This window comes from Streptomyces lasiicapitis (genome assembly GCF_014646335.1).
Classification (GTDB): Bacteria; Actinomycetota; Actinomycetes; order Streptomycetales; family Streptomycetaceae; genus Streptomyces; species Streptomyces lasiicapitis.
Genome location: NZ_BMNG01000020.1, coordinates 112,901 through 132,775, shown reverse-complemented (window position 1 = coordinate 132,775; position 19,875 = coordinate 112,901). Strand labels below are relative to the sequence as shown.

The 19,875-nt window shown below is 71.0% G+C and carries 18 protein-coding genes; 7 read left to right on the top strand and 11 right to left on the bottom strand.

The window, feature by feature from the left end; all coding sequences use genetic code 11:
• Positions 1-107: 107 nt before the first annotated feature.
• From IEY91_RS36200 to IEY91_RS36185, 4 genes are all read right to left on the bottom strand, one after another.
• A complete protein-coding gene (locus IEY91_RS36200) occupies positions 108-1,397 on the bottom strand; it encodes a coiled-coil domain-containing protein (RefSeq protein ID WP_189177180.1) in 1,290 nt (429 codons plus the stop codon).
• 244 nt (positions 1,398-1,641) lie between these two features.
• Positions 1,642-2,613: an ABC transporter substrate-binding protein gene (locus tag IEY91_RS36195; RefSeq protein ID WP_189177179.1), complete on the bottom strand. Its 972-nt coding sequence runs from the start codon at positions 2,611-2,613 to the stop codon at positions 1,642-1,644.
• A gap of 106 nt (positions 2,614-2,719) precedes the next feature.
• Positions 2,720-3,400: an ABC transporter permease gene (locus tag IEY91_RS36190; protein WP_164322238.1), complete on the bottom strand. Its 681-nt coding sequence runs from the start codon at positions 3,398-3,400 to the stop codon at positions 2,720-2,722.
• The gene (locus IEY91_RS36185) at positions 3,397-4,137 is read right to left on the bottom strand and encodes an ABC transporter permease (protein WP_164322240.1); all 741 of its coding nucleotides are present in this window, start codon (positions 4,135-4,137) and stop codon (positions 3,397-3,399) included. Before IEY91_RS36185 ends, IEY91_RS36190 begins: the two co-directional genes overlap by 4 nt.
• Before the next feature lie 176 nt (positions 4,138-4,313).
• Between IEY91_RS36185 and IEY91_RS36180 the strand changes: the two genes are divergently transcribed.
• Positions 4,314-5,477: an ABC transporter ATP-binding protein gene (locus IEY91_RS36180; RefSeq protein WP_164322242.1), complete on the top strand. Its 1,164-nt coding sequence runs from the start codon at positions 4,314-4,316 to the stop codon at positions 5,475-5,477.
• A 90-nt stretch (positions 5,478-5,567) separates the two neighbouring features.
• Here the strand turns inward: IEY91_RS36180 and IEY91_RS36175 are convergent, their stop codons facing one another.
• Positions 5,568-6,701 (bottom strand): alpha/beta hydrolase, encoded by a 1,134-nt coding sequence (locus tag IEY91_RS36175; protein WP_164322244.1) that lies wholly within the window; start codon positions 6,699-6,701, stop codon positions 5,568-5,570.
• 248 nt (positions 6,702-6,949) lie between these two features.
• On the opposite strand from IEY91_RS36175, the gene IEY91_RS36170 reads away from it, so the two are divergent.
• The 6 genes from IEY91_RS36170 to IEY91_RS36140 all read left to right on the top strand — a co-directional run bounded on the left by IEY91_RS36170 (position 6,950) and on the right by IEY91_RS36140 (position 12,127).
• Positions 6,950-8,776 (top strand): phosphatidylglycerol lysyltransferase domain-containing protein, encoded by a 1,827-nt coding sequence (locus IEY91_RS36170; protein WP_164322245.1) that lies wholly within the window; start codon positions 6,950-6,952, stop codon positions 8,774-8,776.
• Between the two features lie 95 nt (positions 8,777-8,871).
• A complete protein-coding gene (gene folP, locus IEY91_RS36165) occupies positions 8,872-9,768 on the top strand; it encodes a dihydropteroate synthase (protein ID WP_189177178.1) in 897 nt (298 codons plus the stop codon).
• On the top strand, positions 9,765-10,406 hold the full coding sequence (locus IEY91_RS36155) for a nuclear transport factor 2 family protein (RefSeq protein ID WP_229697452.1): 642 nt from the start codon (positions 9,765-9,767) through the stop codon (positions 10,404-10,406). Before folP ends, IEY91_RS36155 begins: the two co-directional genes overlap by 4 nt.
• 178 nt (positions 10,407-10,584) lie before the next feature.
• Entirely contained in the window at positions 10,585-10,944 is a 360-nt protein-coding gene (folB, locus tag IEY91_RS36150; RefSeq protein ID WP_030361050.1) for a dihydroneopterin aldolase, read from the top strand.
• Entirely contained in the window at positions 10,941-11,537 is a 597-nt protein-coding gene (gene folK / locus IEY91_RS36145) for a 2-amino-4-hydroxy-6-hydroxymethyldihydropteridine diphosphokinase (protein ID WP_164322249.1), read from the top strand. Before folB ends, folK begins: the two co-directional genes overlap by 4 nt.
• 101 nt (positions 11,538-11,638) lie before the next feature.
• Positions 11,639-12,127 (top strand): DUF3180 domain-containing protein, encoded by a 489-nt coding sequence (locus IEY91_RS36140; RefSeq protein ID WP_164322251.1) that lies wholly within the window; start codon positions 11,639-11,641, stop codon positions 12,125-12,127.
• Between the two features lie 64 nt (positions 12,128-12,191).
• Here IEY91_RS36140 and folE read toward each other — a convergent pair whose 3' ends face one another.
• From folE to dacB, 6 genes are all read right to left on the bottom strand, one after another.
• Positions 12,192-12,797: a GTP cyclohydrolase I FolE gene (gene folE, locus IEY91_RS36135; protein ID WP_164322254.1), complete on the bottom strand. Its 606-nt coding sequence runs from the start codon at positions 12,795-12,797 to the stop codon at positions 12,192-12,194.
• A gap of 124 nt (positions 12,798-12,921) precedes the next feature.
• Complete coding sequence (gene ftsH, locus IEY91_RS36130; protein ID WP_229697451.1) at positions 12,922-14,985, bottom strand: ATP-dependent zinc metalloprotease FtsH; 2,064 nt, start codon at positions 14,983-14,985, stop codon at positions 12,922-12,924.
• Between the two features lie 163 nt (positions 14,986-15,148).
• Positions 15,149-15,688 (bottom strand): hypoxanthine phosphoribosyltransferase, encoded by a 540-nt coding sequence (gene hpt / locus IEY91_RS36125; protein WP_164328315.1) that lies wholly within the window; start codon positions 15,686-15,688, stop codon positions 15,149-15,151.
• 66 nt (positions 15,689-15,754) lie between these two features.
• Positions 15,755-16,921 carry a tRNA lysidine(34) synthetase TilS gene (tilS, locus tag IEY91_RS36120; protein WP_164322258.1) on the bottom strand — a complete coding sequence of 389 codons (1,167 nt, stop codon included), beginning with the start codon at positions 16,919-16,921 and terminating at the stop codon, positions 15,755-15,757.
• 176 nt (positions 16,922-17,097) lie between these two features.
• The gene (locus IEY91_RS36115; protein ID WP_164322260.1) at positions 17,098-18,219 is read right to left on the bottom strand and encodes an Rv3626c family coenzyme F420 biosynthesis-associated protein; all 1,122 of its coding nucleotides are present in this window, start codon (positions 18,217-18,219) and stop codon (positions 17,098-17,100) included.
• Between the two features lie 82 nt (positions 18,220-18,301).
• Positions 18,302-19,816: a D-alanyl-D-alanine carboxypeptidase/D-alanyl-D-alanine endopeptidase gene (dacB, locus tag IEY91_RS36110; protein WP_189177177.1), complete on the bottom strand. Its 1,515-nt coding sequence runs from the start codon at positions 19,814-19,816 to the stop codon at positions 18,302-18,304.
• Positions 19,817-19,875: the final 59 nt, after the last annotated feature.

Here is a 19,875-nt window from a genome sequence, read left to right as displayed (position 1 = left end):
CGCGGGGCACGCGGGGCTTGGGCGGTGCGGCCCACAGTCACGGGTGGGTGGGAGACGGGCGCCGCGCAAGCGGCGGCCGACGTAGGGCGTCCCTGCCCAGGCGAACGCTACGCGCGCAGTGCGGTGCGGAGGCCCTCCACGTCGATCTGTTCCGTCTCGTCATGGGCCGTCAGGTCGATGACCTGGCCCACGCCGCGCTCGGCGTCGGTCGCCGCGTCGGACGGCTTGAACTCGGCCTCGGCCTCCGCCTTGTGCACCGCGAGGACCTCCTCGCCCACGACATCGGCGAGGTCCGCGTTCTGCGCGGCCTCCAGCGCGGCCGGAGCGACACTCTTCCCGGACGTGCCCTTCGTACCGAAGAAGTCGAAGCCGCCCTCCCCCGCACGCCGCCGCCGCGGCTGCGCGGGCGGTACGACGGCCGCCGCGGCCGGAACGGTGAAGTGCCGGGCCGCCGCACGCTCGTGACCGTGCGGCTCGACCGTCCCGCCGGCCGTTCCCTCAGCCGGGCCATCGGCCGGTCCCTCGGCCGATCCCTCAGCCGGTCCGTCGTCCGGCCCAGCGGCCGGTCCCGCTACGCCCCGACCGTCACCGACAACCAAGTCCAAGTCGTCAGGGTCGTCCACGTCATTGTCGTCGGCGAGGTCGTCGGGACCGGCGGCCTCAGCCGCGTCCGCGTCACCGGCATCGCCCCGCGCCGCCGTCGGGGCCGAAGCCCGCTCCAGCCGCTCAAGCGCCGCGTTGGCGCGCCCGTACAGCGAGGGCGTCGGGCTCGCCCCCGGACGAACCGCGACCCGCGCCCCGGAACCCGAGGAAGAACCACCGGACCCACCGGACGCAGCCGACGCCCCGTCAGCCACCTCGCCCCCGGAAACCACCTCGTCCCCGGAACCCGTCTCCCGATCAGAATCCGAAGCAGCCGGCGGCAGAGCCCGAGAAGGCACCGCCGCCTCTATGGCGAGCAACCGCCGCCCCTCAAGCGCGCTGGCCCGCTCCGTCTCCGCGGTCGCGTACCGCCGCAGCAGCGCCGCGTGCTCGTTGCGCAGCGCGGCCAGCTCGGCCCGCTTGGAGCGGAGCTTGGACTCGAGCCTCGTACGCAGCTCGCGCGACTCGTCGAGGTCGGATTCGGCCTCGGCTATCCGCTCTTCGTAGCGCCACTCGTCGCTCGCCCGCGCCCGGCCCAGCTCGGCGACGCGTCTGCCCGCCGTCCGGTCCCACTGGCGCATGACGACCGACCCCACGACGGCACTCGCGGCCGCCGCGGCGACGAGGCCGCGCAGCACGACGGGTTCCGCGAACATCCAGGCCCCGCCGGCGCAGACGAGGGAGAAGCCTGCGACCGCCGACGGAGGAAGCAGCCTGTGCAGTGGTGGGGAATGGCGGTGACGTCCACGTGGCATGGCCAGAAACTTACCGCGCGTAGACGAAGTCTGGTGCCCCGCCCGCCAAATTCCCGGTGCCCCCACAGCAACTCCCCACGCCACTGAACCACTTCATCTCCGAGGCGTCACTCCATCTCCTCCGCCCGGATTCCGCAACCCGGCGCGCACCGCTTCCGCATTCCGCGACGAAGGCTCCCCGAAGGACGACGGTTCGGCCTGGCCCGGGCGCGCGCACCGCCCGGGCCCGGGCCGTCCGCGCGGCCTACTTCTTGATCAGGCCCTTCGACTCCAGATACTCCTTCGCGACATCCGCTTCCTTCTCGCGCTCCTCGTCGACCTTGCGGTTGAGTTCGATGAGATCGTCGGTCGTCAGCGCCTTGGTGACCTTGGCGAGGGCGGCGGCCATCTTCTTGTCGCCCGCCTCGTCGGCGTTGACCACGGGCAGGATGTTGTCCGCGTTCTGGAGCTTCTTGTCGTCCTCCAGGATCACGAGGCCGAAGTTCTTCAGCGTCGCGTCCGTGGTGGTGGTCAGGACGAGCTGGTCCGTGCCGTTCTTCACGGCCTGCTTGGACTGGGTGGTGCCGACACCCTTGGGGTCGATTCCGGCGACGTCGATGCCGTACTTCTTCTTCAGGCCGGGCGCGCAGAAGGGCCGCGTCTCGCATTCGTCACCGGCGGCGATCCGGACCTTCTCGCCGGACTTTCCAAGATCGGAAAGCGTCTTGAGCTTGTGCTCCTTGGCGTAATCCTCGGTCACCGCGAAGGCGTTCTGGTCGACGGCCTCGCCGGCCGGGAGGGCCTTCAGGCCGCGGCCCTCGGCGAGCTTCGTGAGTTCGCCGTACGTCGCGTCGAGATCGCTGGAGGCGACCGGCTTCGCGTCCGAGCCGTTCTTCTTCAGGTTGAGGAATTCCGTGAGCGTGGCGGCGTATTCGGGCGCCACGTCGATGGTGCCCTTCTTCAGCTCGGGCTCGTACACCTCGCGGTTCTGCACGGTCTTCACCGACGCGTCGTACCCGGCGTCGCGCAGGACGCCCGCGTACAGCTCGGCGAGCACCTTCTGCTCGGTGAACCGGGCCGAGCCCACCACTATCTTGCCGCCCTTGCCCCCGCCGTCGGAGCCCTTGTCGTCGTCCTCCAGGCTGTCCCCGCCGCACGCGGTGAGCCCCGCGGTCAGCGCCACGACGGCCGCGGCCGCCCCTGCCATCCGTCGCGCGCGACGCGTCCTGCTGTTCATCGGTGAACCACCATTTCGAGAGTTTCCACATCAAGCGTCGAGAAAGGCCATGAACCAGAAGGGCCATGAGCCAGGCGTCAAAGAAGGGCCACGGGCCCGCACAGCATCACGAAGAAGGCCGGGACCGCCCCCGCATCGGGTCGAAGAGCCGTCCCGCGAGCACCAGCACGCCCTCCACGAGCAGCGCGAGCAGCGCCACCAGGAACGCGCCCGCGACGACCTGCGGGGTGTTCTGGAGGTTGAACCCGGCCGTGATGATCCGCCCGAGGCCCCCCTCCCCCGCCATCGCGGCGAGCGTCGCCGTGGCGACGACCTGCACCGCCGCAGACCGGACGCCCGTCATGATCAGCGGATACGCCAGCGGCAGCTCGACCCGCGCGAACAGCTGACGCCCGCTCATGCCCATGCCGCGCGCGGCCTCCACCACGGCCCTGTCCACCTCGCGCATGCCGATGTACGCGTTGGTGAGCAGCGGCGGGACGGCGAACAGGACCAGGGCGATCAGCGTCGGCACGTCCCCGTGCTCGCCGAGCGGGGTGAGCGTGAGCAGGATCAGGACCGCGAGCGTGGGCACCGCACGGCCCACGTTGGAGATGTTGACCGCGAGCGCGCCGCCCTTGCCGATGTGGCCGAGCAGCAGCGCGACGGGCAGCGCGATCAGGCACGCCACGACGAGGCACACGCCGCTGAAGTACAGATGCTCGGCGAGGCGGTGCCACACCCCCTTCTCGCCCTGCCAGTTGGCGGACGTGGTCAGCCAGTCGTAGGCACCGGATATCGCGTTCATACGGGCTCAGCCACCTTGGCCACGCTCTTGGCCGCGCCCGCGTTGCGCGAGAAGCGGCCCGGTCGTATTCGGTTGGCTCGCGTCCAGGGCGTCAGGAGCCGCTGGAGGGCGAGAAGCAGCAGGTCGGCGGTGATGGCGAGGACGACGCACAGCGCGGACGCGGTGAGCACCTGCGCCTTGAACTGGGTGTCGAGGCCGTCGAGGATCAGCGTGCCGAGGCCGCCGTAGTCCACGATCGCGCCGACGGTGGTGAGGGCGACCGTGGAGACCGTGGTGATCCGCACGCCCGCGAGCAACGCCGGCAGCGCGAGCGGCAGTTCCACTTCCCACAGCAGCCGCACCGGGCCGTACCCCATGCCCTTGGCGGCTTCTCTGGCCTCTTCGGGGACCGCCTGGAGGCCCGCGAGGATGTTGCGTACGAGGATCGTCAGCGAATACAGCACGAGGCCGGTGACGACCAGCGACGCGGAAAGGCCGAAGAACGGGAGCAGCAGCGAGAACATGGCGAGGGACGGAATCGAGTACAGCACCGTCGTCACGCCGAGAATGGGGGCCGCGAGGAAGCGCCAGCGCCGCGCGAGCAGCGCGAGGGGCAGCGCCACCGCCACGCCTATCAGCACGGACACGGCCGTGATCGCCACGTGCTCGACCGTCGCGTCGATCAATTCCTGACTGCGGGACCGGACGTACTCCCCGCAGATCCAGTCGTTCGCCACAAGGCAGTTCCGCTTGCTCACCCGCCCCGCCTCCCCCGAAACTTCGTCACCCATGCCGGTTCTGACACGTGCCGAAACCCACATGTCCTTCCGACTGGCGACCCTAACCCCGAGCACTGACAATCTCCGAGACGCGGAGAGGCTCTTCGTCTCGGCGCAACACGGCCTTCACAGAACACGCGCCACAATGGGGAATCATGATCCGGTTCGAGAACGTGACCAAGCGGTACGCGGACGGCACGACGGCCGTCGACGACCTGTCCTTCGAGGTGGGCGAGGGTGAACTGGTCACGCTCGTCGGCCCGTCGGGCTGCGGCAAGACCACGACGATGAAAATGGTGAACCGGCTCATCGAGCCCACCGGTGGGCGGATATTCCTCGACGGCGACGACATATCCGAAATCGACCCCGTCCAACTCCGGCGCCGCATCGGCTATGTCATCCAGCAGGTCGGCCTCTTTCCGCACAAGACGGTCCTGGACAACACGGCGACCGTCCCGCATCTGCTCGGCGTGAAGCGCTCCAAGGCCCGCGAGCGCGCCGCCGAACTCCTCGATCTGGTCGGCCTCGACCCGGCCGTCTTCGGCGACCGTTATCCCGAGCAGCTCTCCGGCGGCCAGCGCCAACGCGTCGGCGTGGCCCGCGCGCTGGCGGCCGACCCGCCCGTGCTCCTCATGGACGAGCCGTTCGGCGCGGTCGACCCGGTGGTGCGCGAGCGCCTGCAGAACGAGTTCCTCCGGCTCCAGCAGTCCGTGCGCAAGACCGTGCTCTTCGTCACGCACGACATCGAGGAGGCCGTCCGCCTCGGCGACCGCATCGCCGTCTACGGAAACGGCCGCATCGAGCAGTTCGACACCCCCTCGACGGTCCTCGGCGCGCCCGCGACCGAGTACGTCGCCGACTTCGTGGGCGCCGACCGGGGCCTGAAGCGGCTCTCGGTGACGCCCATCGAGGAGGGCGACCTGGAGCAGCCGCCGGTCGTGCACCTCGACGACCCGCTGCCCAAGGAGTTCGACGCGGGCGCCCGCTGGGCCGTCGTCCTGGACGGCGAGAACAACCTGCACGGCTGGCTCTCCGCCGAGCACGCGCGCGGGGGCAAGGGCACGGTGCGCGAGCACGCACGCCGCATGGAGGCATGGCTCCCGGTGGGCGCGAGCCTGAAGCAGGCGTTCTCGACGATGCTCCAGCACGACGCGGGCTGGATCGCCGTCATCGACGAGAAGAGCGAGGGCCGCTTCCTCGGGGTGCTCACCCCGGCCCGCCTGCACGAGGCCCTGCGCCGCTCGACGGCGGCGGACGCGCGCGACATCGCGCGTGAGGACGTGGAACTGGAGACGGTGGCTTCGGTCACAGGGGCGTGAGCCTCCGCCTTGTAGCGGGCGTACGGCCCCTCACACACGCGTGGGCCCGCGTCCCGTCACAGGACGCGGGCCCCACGGCTCAGGGCGCGCTCAGCGCACGTCCGACCCGCCCGTAAGACGCCCGCTCATCCACACCAGCGACGCCGGGATCTCGCGCCGCCACGTGTTGAAGTTGTGCCCGCCGCTTTCGAGGGTGATCGACGACACCCGGGTCGGCGCCTTCACCTTGTCGATGAACTTCTTGGTGTCCTTGTAGTTGCCCTCGCCCTTCTTGCTGGTGGTCACAAGGAGGGAGGTCTTGGGCGGCGGCATGTGTTCGAGGTACCACAGCAGGTCCGCACGCCGCTCCAGGTCCTTGTCGCCGTGGAACAGGTTGCCGGTCGTCACGTCCTGCGCGGCCTTGTAGTAGGCCGACAGGCCGACCGCGGCGCCGTACACCTCGGGGTGGTGCATGGCCACCTTCAGGGCGCAGTAGCCGCCCGTGGAGTCGCCGATGATGCCCCAGCTGTCGGGCTTCTTGCCGACGCGGTAGTGGTCGGTGATGGCGTTCGGGAGGTCCTTGGCGAAGAACGTCTCGGACTGCGGGCCGCCGGGGATGTCGACGCACTCGGTGTCGCGCGGCGGCGCCACGGTCGGCCGCAGCATGACCAGGATCATCGGCTGCATCTTGCCGTCCTTGGCCTGCCGGTGGGCGGTCTGCGGGTAGTGCAGGCCCTTGATGAGGGCTTCGGCGGTGCCCGGGTAGCCGGTCAGGACGGCCGCCGCGGGGAAGGTGCGGTGCTTGTACTGCGGCTGGAAGTACTCCGGCGGCAGGTAGACGTACGCCGGGCTGGCGATCTTCGAGTGCCGGCCCTGGATGTCGATCTTCTGGATCTGACCGCCGACCCGCGGGATGCCGCCGCCGGGGACGTCGACGGACTTCGTGTCGACCACCCGGACGGGGCCCTTCTCGCCCTTCATGGCGTCGTGGTCGACGACCACGCCCTGCGCCGTCTCCTGGCCGAAGAGATCCGCCCAGGTGGCGTAGAAGCCGAACGCCTGATTGGCGGAGAGGCCGACCGACGCGAACACCGCGAGCTGCGTGGCGAGCAGCAGCCCGACGCGCCCCGTGATCGCGCGCCAGCTGCGCCGTGCGAGCTGCGGCCAGAGCCAGATCGTGCCGATGAAAAGCAGCACGGCCAGCGCTACCGCAAGTGCCAGCACATTATTGCTCGTGAGACCCATGGGATGATCCTGCCTGCGCTTTCTGCCTGTTCGTTCCCCGGGGGCCGGTGCGGAGGGCGGAGTCGACGGTTCCAGGTCGAACCGTTCCTTTTCCGCCAGCTTTCCGCCGGTTTTCCGGCCGGGAGTGAACCCGTGTCCCCGAAGGACCGTCCTAGAGGGCGCAATATCACCGGACGCCACCTTTGGCACCGGATGGAAGCTCTCTCGCAGAACTACGGGATGCGATGTCTGTCAGGATAGATGGGGAAATGTCGGGTGCGGTTCCAGGAGGCAATGACGGCGGAAACCGTGGGGTGCGCCGGATCCTCCGGGGGCCCCGCCCCGAAGCCGTCCCGGTCCTCGCCGCCAGAATCTGCGCACTCGTCGGCCTGCTGAACGTCGCGGCCGGCGTCTTCCCGCGCTTCCGGCACAGCCGGCTGCACACCGTCGCCGAGGTCCTGCCCGGCGCGCTCGGCCCCTTCGCGGCCGCGGCGGCGCTGAGCTGCGGCGTACTGCTGCTCCTGCTCGCGCACGGGCTGCGGCGGCACAAGCGGCGGGCGTGGCGGGCCGCGGTGGTGCTGCTCCCGGTGGGTGCGGTGGCGCAATTCACATACCGCCACTCGTTCATCGGCGCCGCGATCTCGCTCGCGCTGCTCGCGCTGCTGCTGCGGCACCGCCGTGAGTTCGCCGCGCTGCCGGACCCGCGCAGCCGCTGGCGTGCCCTCGCCAACTTCGTGCTCCTGGGCGCCGGTTCGATCGCGCTCGGCCTGGTGATCGTCAGCGTCCACCCGACCAAGGTCGTCGGCGATCCGAGCATCACGGCACGCCTCGAGCACGTCCTGTACGGCCTGTTCGGCTTCGAGGGACCCGTCGGCTACACCGGCAACACCTCCTGGACGGTCGGCTTCTCCCTCGGCGCCCTCGGCATGCTGACCGCGCTGACCACCATCTACCTGGCGTTCCGCCCCGAGCACCCGGCCGCGCGCCTCACCCAGGACGACGAGAGCCGGCTGCGCGAGCTGCTGGACAAGCACGGCGCCCGCGACTCGCTCGGCCACTTCGCGCTGCGCCGCGACAAGGGCGTGGTGTTCTCTCCCAGCGGGAAGGCCGCCGTCACGTATCGCGTCGTCTCCGGTGTGATGCTCGCCTCGGGCGACCCGATCGGCGACGTGGAGGCCTGGCCGGGCGCCATCGAGCGCTTCATGGACGAGGCCAAGGCGCACTCCTGGACGCCCGCCGTCATGGGCTGCTCCGAGACCGGCGGCCAGGTGTGGACCCGCGAGACCGGCCTGGACGCGCTTGAGCTCGGGGACGAGGCGGTGGTGGATGTCGCGGATTTCTCCCTGTCCGGGCGCGCGATGCGCAACGTGCGCCAGATGGTCAAGCGGATCGAGCGCAATGGCTACGAGACCCGCGTACGGCGCATCCGTGACCTCGGCGAGAAGGAGCTGGAGCGCATCCAGCGCGCCGCCGACGACTGGCGCGGCACCGACACCGAGCGCGGCTTCTCGATGGCCCTCGGCCGCATCGGCGACCCCGACGACGGCGACTGCCTGATCGCGACCGCCCACAAGACCGACGAACAGCCGGGCGCGTACGGCGACTTGAAGGCCGTGCTGCACTTCGTGCCGTGGGGCAAGGACGGCGTGTCGCTGGACCTGATGCGCCGCGACCGTTCGGCCGACCCGGGCATGAACGAGCTGCTCATCGTGGCCGCGCTGCAGGCCGCCCCGAAGCTCGGCGTCGCGCGCGTCTCGCTGAACTTCGCGATGTTCCGCGCCGCGCTCGCCCGCGGCGAGAAGCTGGGCGCGGGCCCGGTCCTGCGCGCCTGGCGCGGCCTGCTCGTGTTCCTCTCGCGCTGGTTCCAGATCGAGTCGCTGTACAAGTTCAACGCGAAGTTCCGGCCCCGCTGGGAGCCCCGCTTCGTGGTCTACCGCTCCAGCCGCGATCTGCCGCGCATCGGCTTCGCCGCGATGCAGGCCGAGGGCTTCGTGACCCTCGCCCTGCCGCGCTTCCTGCGCCGCGCCACCGCCCAGCGCCGCCCCTGCCCGCACCAGGCGGCCCAGACCGCCGAGCGCGAGGTGCAGGCGGTATAGCGGCCACCCCGCGCGGAAGGGCGGCCACTCCGCGCGGAACGACGCCCTCCCCGCGCGACGGTAACCGCCGCCCGCGCGGGGCCTAGGCTTGAGGCATGAGTACGTTGCGCGGGCGGGGAACGGTCGAGGGGCTGCCTCAGTGGGACCGCTGTGCGGTCATGGGGGTCGTGAACGTCACCCCCGACTCCTTCTCCGACGGCGGCCGGTGGTTCGACACCACGGCCGCCGTCAAGCACGGCATCGACCTGGCCGCCCAGGGCGCCGACCTGGTCGACGTGGGCGGCGAGTCGACCCGCCCCGGTGCCCCGCGCGTGGACGAGGACGAGGAGCTGCGGCGCGTCGTCCCCGTCGTACGGGGCCTGGCCGCCGAGGGCGTCACGGTGTCCGTGGACACCATGCGGGCCCGCGTCGCCCAGCAGGCGCTCGCCGCGGGCGCGGTGCTCGTGAACGACGTCTCCGGAGGCCTCGCCGACCCGGACATGGTCCCGGCGGTCGCGGCCGCGCAGGCACCGTTCGTGGTCATGCACTGGCGCGGCTTCCTCACCGACATCCACGCCCGGCCTTCGTACGAAGACGTGGTCTCCGAAGTCGTCGACGAGCTCCACGCGCGCGTGGAGGCCGCGATCGCCGGGGGCATCGCCCCGGAGCGCATCGTCGTCGACCCCGGCCTCGGCTTCTCCAAGGACGCCGAGCACGACCTGGCGCTCCTGGCCCGCATCGACCGACTCCTCGCGCTCGGTCGGCCGATCCTGGTGGCCGCGTCCCGCAAGCGGTTCCTCGGCCGCGTCCTCGCGGGCCCCGAGGGCGCCCCGCCACCCGCGCGGGAGCGCGACGCGGCGACGGCCGCGGTGTCCGCCCTTGCCGCCCACCAGGGCGCCTGGGCCGTGCGGGTGCACGAGGTGCGGGCCACGGCGGACGCGGTGCGGGTGGCCCAGGCGGTGACGGACGCGGCGGGCGGCCAGGGCGGCGCCGGGGAGGCGGGCGCTCAGTGACGCGCGCGCGGACGGACGTCGAGCAGGTGGAGCTCGCCAACACCGCCTTCTACGAAGCGCTCGAACGGGGCGACTTCGACGGCGTGTCGGACCTGTGGCTGGACGCCGCGGACCTCGCCGACGCGGAGACGTACGCGGGAACGCCCGACACGGGCGCGGACCCGGGCGCCGACGCGGGCACGAGCCCGGAAGTGTCCCCGATCATCCCGGTACCGGTACCGGTACCGCTCACCGACGCGGACGACGGGGACCTCCACGACACCGACGACACGGACCACGGGTCGGACGGCCCCGCGATCTCCTGCGTCCACCCCGGCTGGCCGGTGCTCACCGGCCGCGGCGAGGTCCTCAGGTCGTACGCCCTGATCATGGCCAACACCGAGTACATCCAGTTCTTCCTCACCGACCTCAAGGTCAGCGTGGCCGGTGACACGGCCCTGGTGACCTGCACGGAGAACATCCTCAGCGGTGGCCCCGCGCCCGAGGACAGCGAGGAGCTCGGGCCGCTCGTCGGCCAGCTGGTGGTCGCCACGAATGTGTTCCGGCGCACACCCGACGGCTGGAAACTCTGGTCGCACCACGCCTCACCCGTACTCGCCGATTCCGGTGACGACGAGGACGACGAGACACCCTCCTGAGTGGTGGCGGGTCCCCGCCGAGTGGGTAGGGGCACCCCCGCGAGCCCCCGCGGGGGCGCCGTCCGGCAGCCCCGCGGGCGAACACTGTCGGTGCCCGCAGGTAGATTCGAATGTGGCCGGTGTGCCGACCGCACTCGGCATGGCCGGCCGTTACCGACGACTGTCAGGAGTGATTCGCGTGGATCGTGTCGCGCTGCGTGGCCTGAAGGCCCGCGGGCACCACGGTGTGTACCCGCGGGAGCGCGAGGAGGGCCAGACCTTCATCGTGGACCTCGTGCTGGGTCTGGACACCCGTGCGGCCGCGGCGGACGACGACCTGGCGAAGACCGTGCACTACGGCATCGTGGCGGAGGAGGTCGTGGCCGTCGTCGAGGGCGAGCCGGTGAACCTCATCGAGACGCTCTCCGAGCGCATCGCCCAGGCCTGCCTGAAGCACGACGGAGTCCTGGAAGTCGAGGTCACGGTGCACAAGCCGGACGCCCCGATCACCGTCCCGTTCGACGACGTGACCGTCACCATCACCCGGAGCCGCGTATGACCCCCCACAGCGACCCCACCGTCCAGCCGGTCCCCACGTCCGTCGTGGAGCAGGTGGACGCCGCCGACACGACGCTCTCCAACCCCCAGCGCGCCGTGATCTCCCTCGGCTCGAACCTGGGCAACCGCCTGGAGACCCTCCAGGGCGCCATCGACGCCCTGGAGGACACCCCCGGCCTGCGGGTCAAGGCGGTCTCTCCGGTGTACGAGACGGAGCCCTGGGGCGTCGAGCCCGGCTCCCAGCCGTCGTACTTCAACGCCGTCGTGGTCGTGAAGACCACCCTCCCCCCGTCCTCGCTCCTGGAGCGGGCGCACGCGGTCGAGGAGGCCTTCGACCGGGTCCGTGACGAGCGCTGGGGCCCGCGCACGATCGACGTGGACATCGTGGCGTACGCCGACGTGGTGTCCGACGACCCGGTCCTCACCCTCCCCCACCCCCGGGCACACGAGCGGGCCTTCGTGCTCGCGCCGTGGCACGACGTCGACCCGGAGGCACGGCTCGCGGGCCGCGGGCCGGTCGCGGACCTGCTCGCCGACGTCGGCCGCGACGGCGTCGCGCCACGCGCCGACCTGGAACTCCGGCTGCCCGAGTAATCGTTAGGGTCCACAGGGACCACACAGCGGGCCGCGGCAGGCCACGGACCCGCACAGCAAGCCGGCAAGCACGGACAGGACCATAAGGGGCGACCTCCGGAATGAAGCAACTGCGCGTGAGGGTGCTGGCAGGCCTCTTCGCCGTCGCCGGAGTGCTGTCCTGGGCGGGGGCCCGGCTGTGGGACTCCGTGGACACGCTGCCGCGCGTGCCGCTGGCCGCGCCCATCGTCCTCGCCCTGATCGCGGTGGTCCTGCTCGCCACGGCCATCTCGCTGCGGGCGCGGCTGCGCGCCCAGCGCGAGCGGCGGCCCGGGGCGAAGGGCGTGGAGCCGCTGATGGCGGCCCGCGCGGTCGTCTTCGGCCAGGCCAGCGCGCTGGTCGCGGCCCTCGTCTGCGGGATGTACGGCGGCGTGGGCGTGTTCATGCTGGAGTTCCTGGACATCCCCGCCCGCCGCGACCAGGCGTACTACGCGGGCTTCTCGGTCCTCGCCGGCATCGGCGTGATAGCGGCGGCGTTCTTCCTGGAGCGGGTGTGCAGGCTCCCGGAGGACAGCGACGACGAACACGGCGGGACGGCACCCGCGGCGTGAGCGGCCCCGGCCATCGACCGGGCCGGGGCGCCCCTGAGTTCGGCTGAGGCTCCCTGTGTGAACGTCAACGCGCCATGATGAGGCTCATCGCCTCGTTCCGGGTGGCCGGAGCCCGCAACTGCCCCCGCACCGCAGAGGTGATCGTCTTCGCACCGGGCTTGCGCACGCCCCGCATCGTCATGCACATGTGCTCGCACTCGACGACGACGATGACGCCGCGCGGCTCCAGGATCTCCATCAGGGAGTCCGCGATCTGCGTGGTCAGCCGCTCCTGGACCTGCGGCCGGCGGGCGTAGACGTCCACGAGCCGGGCGAGCTTCGACAGGCCGGTGATCTTGCCGTCGTGGGACGGGATGTACCCGACGTGGGCGACACCGACGAAGGGCACCAGGTGGTGCTCGCAGGAGCTCATGACCTCGATGTCCTTGACCAGGACCATCTCGTCGTGACCCAGGTCGAACGTCGTGGTGAGCACGTCCTCGGGCTTCTGCCAAAGCCCGGCGAATATCTCCCGGTAGGCGCGCGCCACCCGCCCGGGTGTCTCCCTGAGGCCCTCACGGTCCGGGTCCTCGCCGACCGCGATCAGGAGCTCCCGAACGGCTTGCTCGGCCCGCTTCTCGTCGAACTCGCCGATCGAGCCCTCGCCGTCCAGCGTCACGGGGTCGGTCATCTGTGCCTCGTTCCTGGTTCCTGTGTCGTGCGGACGGCCGAAAAGAGCCGCGCCCCCCAGGCTAGAACCTGGGGGGCGCGGCATCCATTCCGGGCCTGGTGAGACGCCCGGGACGGGGTGTGGCTCAGCTCTCGGGGCGGTCCTCCGGGGCCACCTCGAGACCCTTCGTCTCACCCGTACCGGTCGTGCTCGTTGTGCTCGTCGTGCCGGTCGCGCCGGCGGTCACCGCGGGGGTGGCGCCGTTCGCGCCGTTCGTCAGCGACAGCTCCTTCGGGGAGAGCACCGGCGGGCGCGTCGACGGCGTACGCCGTGTGGAGCCCGTCCAGGCCGGGCGTGCCGGGCGCTTGACGATCGGGGCGAAGACCTCAGCGATCTCCTCCTTGCCGAGCGTCTCCCTTTCGAGCAGCTGGAGGACCAGGTTGTCGAGGACGTCTCGGTTCTCGACGAGGATCTCCCACGCTTCGTTGTGCGCGGTCTCGATGAGCTTCTTGACCTCTTCGTCGACCAGCGCCGCGACCTCTTCCGAGTAGTCCCGCTGGTGCGCCATCTCGCGCCCGAGGAACGGCTCGGTGTTGTCGCCGCCGAACTTGATCGCACCCAGACGCTCGGTCATGCCGTACTGCGTGACCATCGCGCGGGCGGTGGCCGTGGCCTTCTCGATGTCGTTGGCGGCACCGGTGGTCGGGTCGTGGAAGACGAGTTCCTCGGCCGCGCGCCCGCCCAGCATGTACGCCAGCTGGTCGAGCATTTCGTTGCGCGTGGTCGAGTACTTGTCCTCGTCCGGGAGGACCATGGTGTAGCCGAGGGCGCGGCCGCGCGACAGGATCGTGATCTTGTGGACCGGGTCCGCGTTCGGAGACGCCGCCGCGACCAGGGCGTGTCCGCCCTCGTGGTACGCGGTGATCTTCTTCTCCTTGTCGGACATGATCCGGGTCCGCTTCTGCGGGCCCGCCACGACGCGGTCGATGGCCTCGTCCAGCATGTGATTGTCGATCAGCTTCTGGTTGCTGCGGGCGGTGAGCAGGGCGGCCTCGTTGAGGACGTTGCTCAGGTCCGCGCCGGTGAAGCCCGGCGTGCGCCGCGCGACGGCGCCCAGGTCGACGTCCGGGGCGACCGGCTTGCCCTTCTGGTGAACCTTGAGGATCTCCAGACGGCCCAGCATGTCCGGACGGTCGACCGCGATCTGGCGGTCGAAGCGGCCGGGACGCAGGAGAGCCGGGTCCAGGATGTCGGGGCGGTTCGTGGCGGCGATCAGGATGACGCCGCCCTTCACGTCGAAGCCGTCCATCTCGACGAGCAGCTGGTTGAGCGTCTGCTCGCGCTCGTCGTGACCGCCGCCCAGACCGGCACCGCGGTGACGGCCGACGGCGTCGATCTCGTCGACGAAGACGATCGCCGGGGCGTTCGCCTTGGCCTGCTCGAAGAGGTCGCGCACTCGGGAGGCACCGACACCGACGAACATCTCGACGAAGTCGGAACCCGAGATCGAGTAGAACGGGACGCCCGCCTCACCCGCGACGGCGCGCGCGAGGAGCGTCTTGCCGGTGCCGGGCGGGCCGTAAAGCAGCACGCCCTTGGGGATCTTGGCGCCGACGGCCTGGAACTTCGCCGGCTCCTGGAGGAACTCCTTGATCTCGTGGAGTTCCTCGACCGCTTCGTCGGAACCCGCGACGTCGCTGAAGGTCGTCTTCGGGGTGTCCTTGGTGATGAGCTTCGCCTTGGACTTGCCGAACTGCATGACGCGGCTGCCGCCGCCCTGCATCTGATTCATCAGGAACAGGAAGACGACGACGATGAGAACGAAGGGAAGGAGGGACAGCAGGATGCCGACGAAGGGGTTCTGCTTCGACGGGGAGACGGTGTAACCGTCCGGGATCTGCTTGTCCTCGTACTTGGCCTGCAGCGACTTGGCGATCTCCACGCCCTGGTCGCCGATGTAGCTGGCCTGGATCTTGCTGCTGCCCTTGACCTTCTGGCCGTCCTTGAGCTCGACCTTGATGGTGTGATCGTCACCGGTGGTGAGCTTGGCCGACTCGACCTTGTTGTCGTTGATGGCCTGCACCACCTGGCCGGTGTCCACCGTCTTGTGGCCGCCGGACGAACCGACGACCTGCATCAACACGACCACGGCAAGGACGGCCAGAACGATCCACATGACTGGCCCACGGAAGTATCGCTTCACGTCCATCCCACGGAGCGAATGTCGCTCCGTACCTCCTGCCATAGTGAGTTTGATAAAGACTGTTCTTCGGACGGTACCCCAGCATTGTCACCCGAAGCCGCACGGGACGGCTGGCAAACCCGCCTTCGCATGCTCCAACGGCGGGAAGCGGCTGAGGGTTCCCGGGCTGTCAGCCGCCGTACACGTGCGGAGCCAACGTGCCGACGAACGGGAGGTTGCGGTACTTCTCCGCGTAGTCCAGGCCGTACCCGACGACGAACTCGTTCGGAATGTCGAAGCCGACCCACTCCACGTCGATCGCGACCTTGGCCGCCTCGGGCTTGCGAAGGAGCGTGCACACCTTCAGCGAGGCGGGCTCGCGCGAGCCGAGGTTGGAGAGCAGCCAGGACAGCGTCAGACCGGAGTCGATGATGTCCTCGACGATCAGGACGTGCCGCCCCTTGATGTCGGTGTCGAGGTCCTTGAGGATGCGGACCACGCCGGAGGACTGCGTACCGGCGCCGTAGGAGGACACCGCCATCCAGTCCATCGTGAGCGGCGTGGACAGCGCGCGCGCCAGGTCCGCCATGACCATCACCGCGCCCTTGAGCACGCCGACGATCAGGAGGTCCTTGCCCGCGTACTCCGCGTCGATCTTCGCGGCCAGCTCTGCCAGCTTCGCGTCGATCTCTTCCTTGGTGATGAGCACCGACTGAAGGTCGGTGCCCATGTCTTTCGCGTCCACCCGTATCACTTTCGGTCGTCCCACCGGCCGGTCGGGAAAAGCGCTCCCGCGTCAGCCTTGCCGGATGACCAGTCTGCCACCCTGCCGCTGTGCGACGACTTTGCCCGGGAGGTTGATGGCCCCCTGGCCGCGCCAGCCGGTGATCAGCCGGTCCACCTCTTCGATGTGCCGGGCGAACAGCGCGCCGGCCGGGGCGCCCGCCTCGATGGCCGCGCGGCGCACGATGCGGCGGCGCACCGCGGGCGGCAGCGCGAACAGCTTGGCGCACTCCAGGAGCCCTTTGGCGTCCCGCACGGAGGCCTCGGCCTGGGCGGCCCACGCGTCCAGTGCGTCGGCGTCGTCGCGGGAGAGCTGCGCGGTGCGCGCGAGGGCTTCCACGACTCCCTTGCCGAGCGCCTTCTCCAGGGCGGGCAGGCCTTCGTGCCGCAGCCGCGAACGGGTGTAGGCCGGGTCCGCGTTGTGCGGGTCGTCCCAGACCGGCAGGGACTGGACCATGCAGGCCTTGCGGGCGGTCTGGCGGTCCAGGTGCAGGAACGGGCGTCGGTAACGGCCGCCGGCCCCCGAGACCGCGGCCATGCCCGACAGCGAGCGGATGCCGGAGCCGCGCGCGAGGCCGAGGAGCACCGTCTCGGCCTGGTCGTCGCGGGTGTGGCCGAGCAGGACGGCGGCGGCGCCGTGGCGGTCGGCCGCCGCGTCGAGGGCGGCGTACCTCGCGTCGCGGGCGGCCGCCTCGGGGCCGCCGTCACGGCCGACGTGCACCACCAGGGACTCGATGGGGTCGAGGCCGAGCGCGGTCATGCGGGCGACGACCTCGGCGGCGCGCAGTTCGGAGCCGGGCTGCAGGCCGTGGTCGACGGTCACGGCGCCGGCGCGGATGCCGAGCTTGGGGGCTTCGAAGGCGAGTGCGGAGGCGAGCGCCATGGAGTCGGCGCCGCCGGAGCACGCCACGAGCACGAGCGGCGTCGGCGACGGCTCGTGTGCGAAATCCGGGGTGCCCGGAGTGCGCGGGGCGTCCGGGGTACGCGGGATGCCCGGGGTGCGGGGGGCGCCCAGGGTGTGGGGGGCTTGAGCAGGAGGGAGAGGTGCGAGGGGTGCGAGGGGAGCGTGGGGGGCGTGCGGCGGGGGGAGCTCGCGCCGGGTGGCCACGTCGGTCAGTACGTCGTGAAGAACGCGGCGGACCGCCAGGCGTATCGCCGCGACCGCAGGATGGGGACCCATTCCGGTTGGTTCCCTTCATGAAGTTCGGGGGGTGAGCCTCGGATCAGTCACTCAGAGTGTGTCGATGGTGACAGAACCGAGCCGTTACCCGAGCATTGCACGCCTACCCATGGCTCACGGTCCCTCGGACGGGTGATTGCGGGGGCGTTCTCCTGCCGTCGGCCGCATCTGTTCGCTCAGTCTGCCTTACGGTGCACCCGCGCGACCCAGTCCGCTGGTTTGGCGATCTCCGCCTTGGTGGGAAGCGTGTTCGGAGAGGTCCACACGCGGTTGAAGCCGTCCATGCCGACCTCCTCCACGACCGCCCGTACGAACCGCTCGCCGTCCTTGTACTGCCGCAGCTTGGCGTCCAGGCCGAGCAGTTTGCGCAGCGCCTGGTCCAGGCGGCTCGCGCCGCGCTGGCGGCGCTCCTTGAACTTCTCACGGATCTCGGTGACGGACGGCACGACGTCGGGGCCGACGCCGTCCATCACGTAGTCCGCGTGGCCTTCGAGGAGGGACATCACCGCGGTCAGACGGGCCAGGATGTCGCGCTGGGCGGGCGTCTGCACCAGCTCCACGAAGGAGCGGCCGCCGTCGTCGTCCTCGCCCTCGGGGCGGCCGCCCGCCAGGCTCTGGGCCGCCTCGCGAATGCGTTCGAGGACGGTCATGGGGTCGACCTCGGTCTCGCCGAGGAACGACTGGATCTCACCCTCAAGGTGGTCGCGCAGCCACGGCACTGACGAGAACTGCGTGCGGTGCGTCTCCTCGTGCAGGCACACCCAGAGCCTGAAGTCGTGCGGGTCCACGTCCAGTTCGCGTTCCACGTGGACGATGTTCGGGGCCACCAGAAGAAGGCGGCCGCCGCCGTTCGCGCCCGCCGGGAGCTCTCGGGTCGCCGGGGCGAAGGTCTCGTACTGACCGAGGACGCGGGAGGCGAGGAAGGACAGGAGCATGCCCAGTTCGACGCCCGTCACCTTGCCGCCGACCGCGCCGAGCACGGCGCCGCCGGGGCCGCTGCCGCGGCGGTCCTTCATCTTCTCCAGGAGGGGCTTGAGGACCTCCCTGAAGCCCGCCACGTTCGCCCGGACCCAGCCCGCGCGGTCCACGACGAGGACGGGGGTGTCGTGCGTGTCCTCCGTGCCCATCTTCGTGAAGGAACGGACGTGCTCCTCCGAGGACTTGGCGTGCCGGCGCAGCTCCGCGACGACCGCGCGGGCCTCGTCCCGGCTCACCTCCGGACCCGGCCGCACGAGCCGGGTCGCGGTCGCCACCGCGAGATTCCAGTCGACCATCTCCGCACCACCGAGGCTCGTCATGCCGTCAACGGTACGTGGTTGGCCGCGCCCGCGTACGGGGTTGGGGGCGCGGTGGTCCGGCAGGCCGGGCTCGCGGGAGCGGTCAGGCCCCCCGGGCCGCCAGGGCGGACGCCATCGCGTCGAGGGTGGACTGGGCGCCCTGGGGATCCGTCGTTCCCGTCGTCATGAAGGCGAAGGCCAGGAGGCGGCCGTCGGCGTCGACGACGGTGCCCGCGAGGCTGTTGACGCCGGTGAGGGTGCCGGTCTTGGCGCGTACGACGCCGGTGCCCACGGACGCGTCCGGGTAGCGGTCCACGAGCGTCCCGGTGAAGCCCGCCACGGGCAGTCCGGTCACCACGGAGCGCAGCTCGGGGCGGCCGGGCCCCGAGGCCCGCTTGAGGAGCGCGGCGAGCAGCTTCGCGGTGAGCCGGTCGTCGCGGTCGAGCCCGCTGCCGTCGGCGAACACGGCCCCGTCCAGGGGCAGTCCGAGCTTGTCCAGGCGCGCCCGCACGGCCTTCGAGCCGCCCTTGAAGCTGGCGGGCTCACCGCCGTCGACCGCCGTCTCGCGGGCGAGGGCCTCGGCGATGTCGTTGTCGCTGTGCGTCAGCATCCGCTCGACGAGGGCGGACAGCGGCGGCGACTGGGTCCGCGCCAGCTCGTCGGCGCCCTTGGCCGCCCGGCCGGACTCCGGGTCGGCCTTGATGCCGATGCCTCGCTCGCGCAGCAGGTTGGCGAAGTTGTGCGCCGCGTCCCGCGCGGGCTCGGCGGTGCGCGGCGCGGGCCCCGACGAGGAGCTGTCCAGGCGGCCCTCGTCGGCCATCAGGGCACTGACGGGCGCGATGTTCTCGTTGGGGCCGATGGGGTGCTGCGGCGGCCCGGAGTAGCGCGAGGTGTCGTACGAGAGCGAGACGTCCTGGTCGGCGCCGCGCTTCTTGAGGGCCTTCGCGGTGTCGTCGGCGAGCTCGCGCAGGCTGGCGGAGTCGGCCACGTAACGGCCCTCCCCGCGCGCGGTCAGCGTGGGGTCGCCGCCGCCTACGAGGACGACGTTGCGGGAGTCCGGCTCGACGACCGTCTTCGTGGTGAGCCGGTGCTCGGGGCCGAGGGCCGAGAGGGCCGCGACCGCCGTGGCGATCTTCGTGGTCGACGCGGGCGTCAGCGCCTGCCCCGACCCCCTGGCGTACAGCCGCTTCCCGGTGGCCACGTCCACGACCACCGCCGACCGCTCGGGGCCGAGCTTCTTGTCGGCCAGGAGGGGGCGCAGAACGTCCGCGAGGCGCGGGCCGCCGGAATCGGGCGCGGTGCGGGCGGAGCGGCCGAGTCCGGCGAGCACGGACGGCGCACTGGGGGCCACGTCCGGCAGTCCGTGACCCTCACTACCGGCGTGATCTGTGCCACCCCCGGCTTCCCGGGAAGCCGCCAGCTCCCGCTCGGCCGTACGCTGGCCGGAGGAGTCCCAGGGGCCGGCCGCGGCGATCGCCACGGCCGCGACGACGAGGCCGACGGCGGCCGAGACGGCCGTGAGCTGCCAGGTCCTGAGTTTCGCGGGAGGCTTGACGGCAAGCCGCCTCAGAAGCTGCAGCAGCTCTCGAAGCTGCTGCCCAGGCTTGCGCTCGTCCACGACGACCTGCCCCTTTCGCGATCACACATCTGCGTGAGGGACACTTAACCACCCGAAGT

Bases quoted from the DNA above. Each gene is read 5' to 3' on its own strand.
- IEY91_RS36200 (WP_189177180.1), bottom strand. From the start codon at position 1,397: ATGCCACGTGGACGTCACCGCCATTCCCCACCACTGCACAGGCTGCTT.
- IEY91_RS36195 (WP_189177179.1), bottom strand. From the start codon at position 2,613: ATGAACAGCAGGACGCGTCGCGCGCGACGGATGGCAGGGGCGGCCGCG.
- IEY91_RS36190 (WP_164322238.1), bottom strand. From the start codon at position 3,400: ATGAACGCGATATCCGGTGCCTACGACTGGCTGACCACGTCCGCCAAC.
- IEY91_RS36180 (WP_164322242.1), top strand. From the start codon at position 4,314: ATGATCCGGTTCGAGAACGTGACCAAGCGGTACGCGGACGGCACGACG.
- IEY91_RS36175 (WP_164322244.1), bottom strand. From the start codon at position 6,701: ATGGGTCTCACGAGCAATAATGTGCTGGCACTTGCGGTAGCGCTGGCC.
- IEY91_RS36170 (WP_164322245.1), top strand. From the start codon at position 6,950: ATGTCGGGTGCGGTTCCAGGAGGCAATGACGGCGGAAACCGTGGGGTG.
- folP (WP_189177178.1), top strand. From the start codon at position 8,872: ATGAGTACGTTGCGCGGGCGGGGAACGGTCGAGGGGCTGCCTCAGTGG.
- folK (WP_164322249.1), top strand. From the start codon at position 10,941: ATGACCCCCCACAGCGACCCCACCGTCCAGCCGGTCCCCACGTCCGTC.
- IEY91_RS36140 (WP_164322251.1), top strand. From the start codon at position 11,639: ATGAAGCAACTGCGCGTGAGGGTGCTGGCAGGCCTCTTCGCCGTCGCC.
- folE (WP_164322254.1), bottom strand. From the start codon at position 12,797: ATGACCGACCCCGTGACGCTGGACGGCGAGGGCTCGATCGGCGAGTTC.
- ftsH (WP_229697451.1), bottom strand. From the start codon at position 14,985: ATGGACGTGAAGCGATACTTCCGTGGGCCAGTCATGTGGATCGTTCTG.
- hpt (WP_164328315.1), bottom strand. From the start codon at position 15,688: ATGGGCACCGACCTTCAGTCGGTGCTCATCACCAAGGAAGAGATCGAC.
- tilS (WP_164322258.1), bottom strand. From the start codon at position 16,921: ATGGGTCCCCATCCTGCGGTCGCGGCGATACGCCTGGCGGTCCGCCGC.
- IEY91_RS36115 (WP_164322260.1), bottom strand. From the start codon at position 18,219: ATGACGAGCCTCGGTGGTGCGGAGATGGTCGACTGGAATCTCGCGGTG.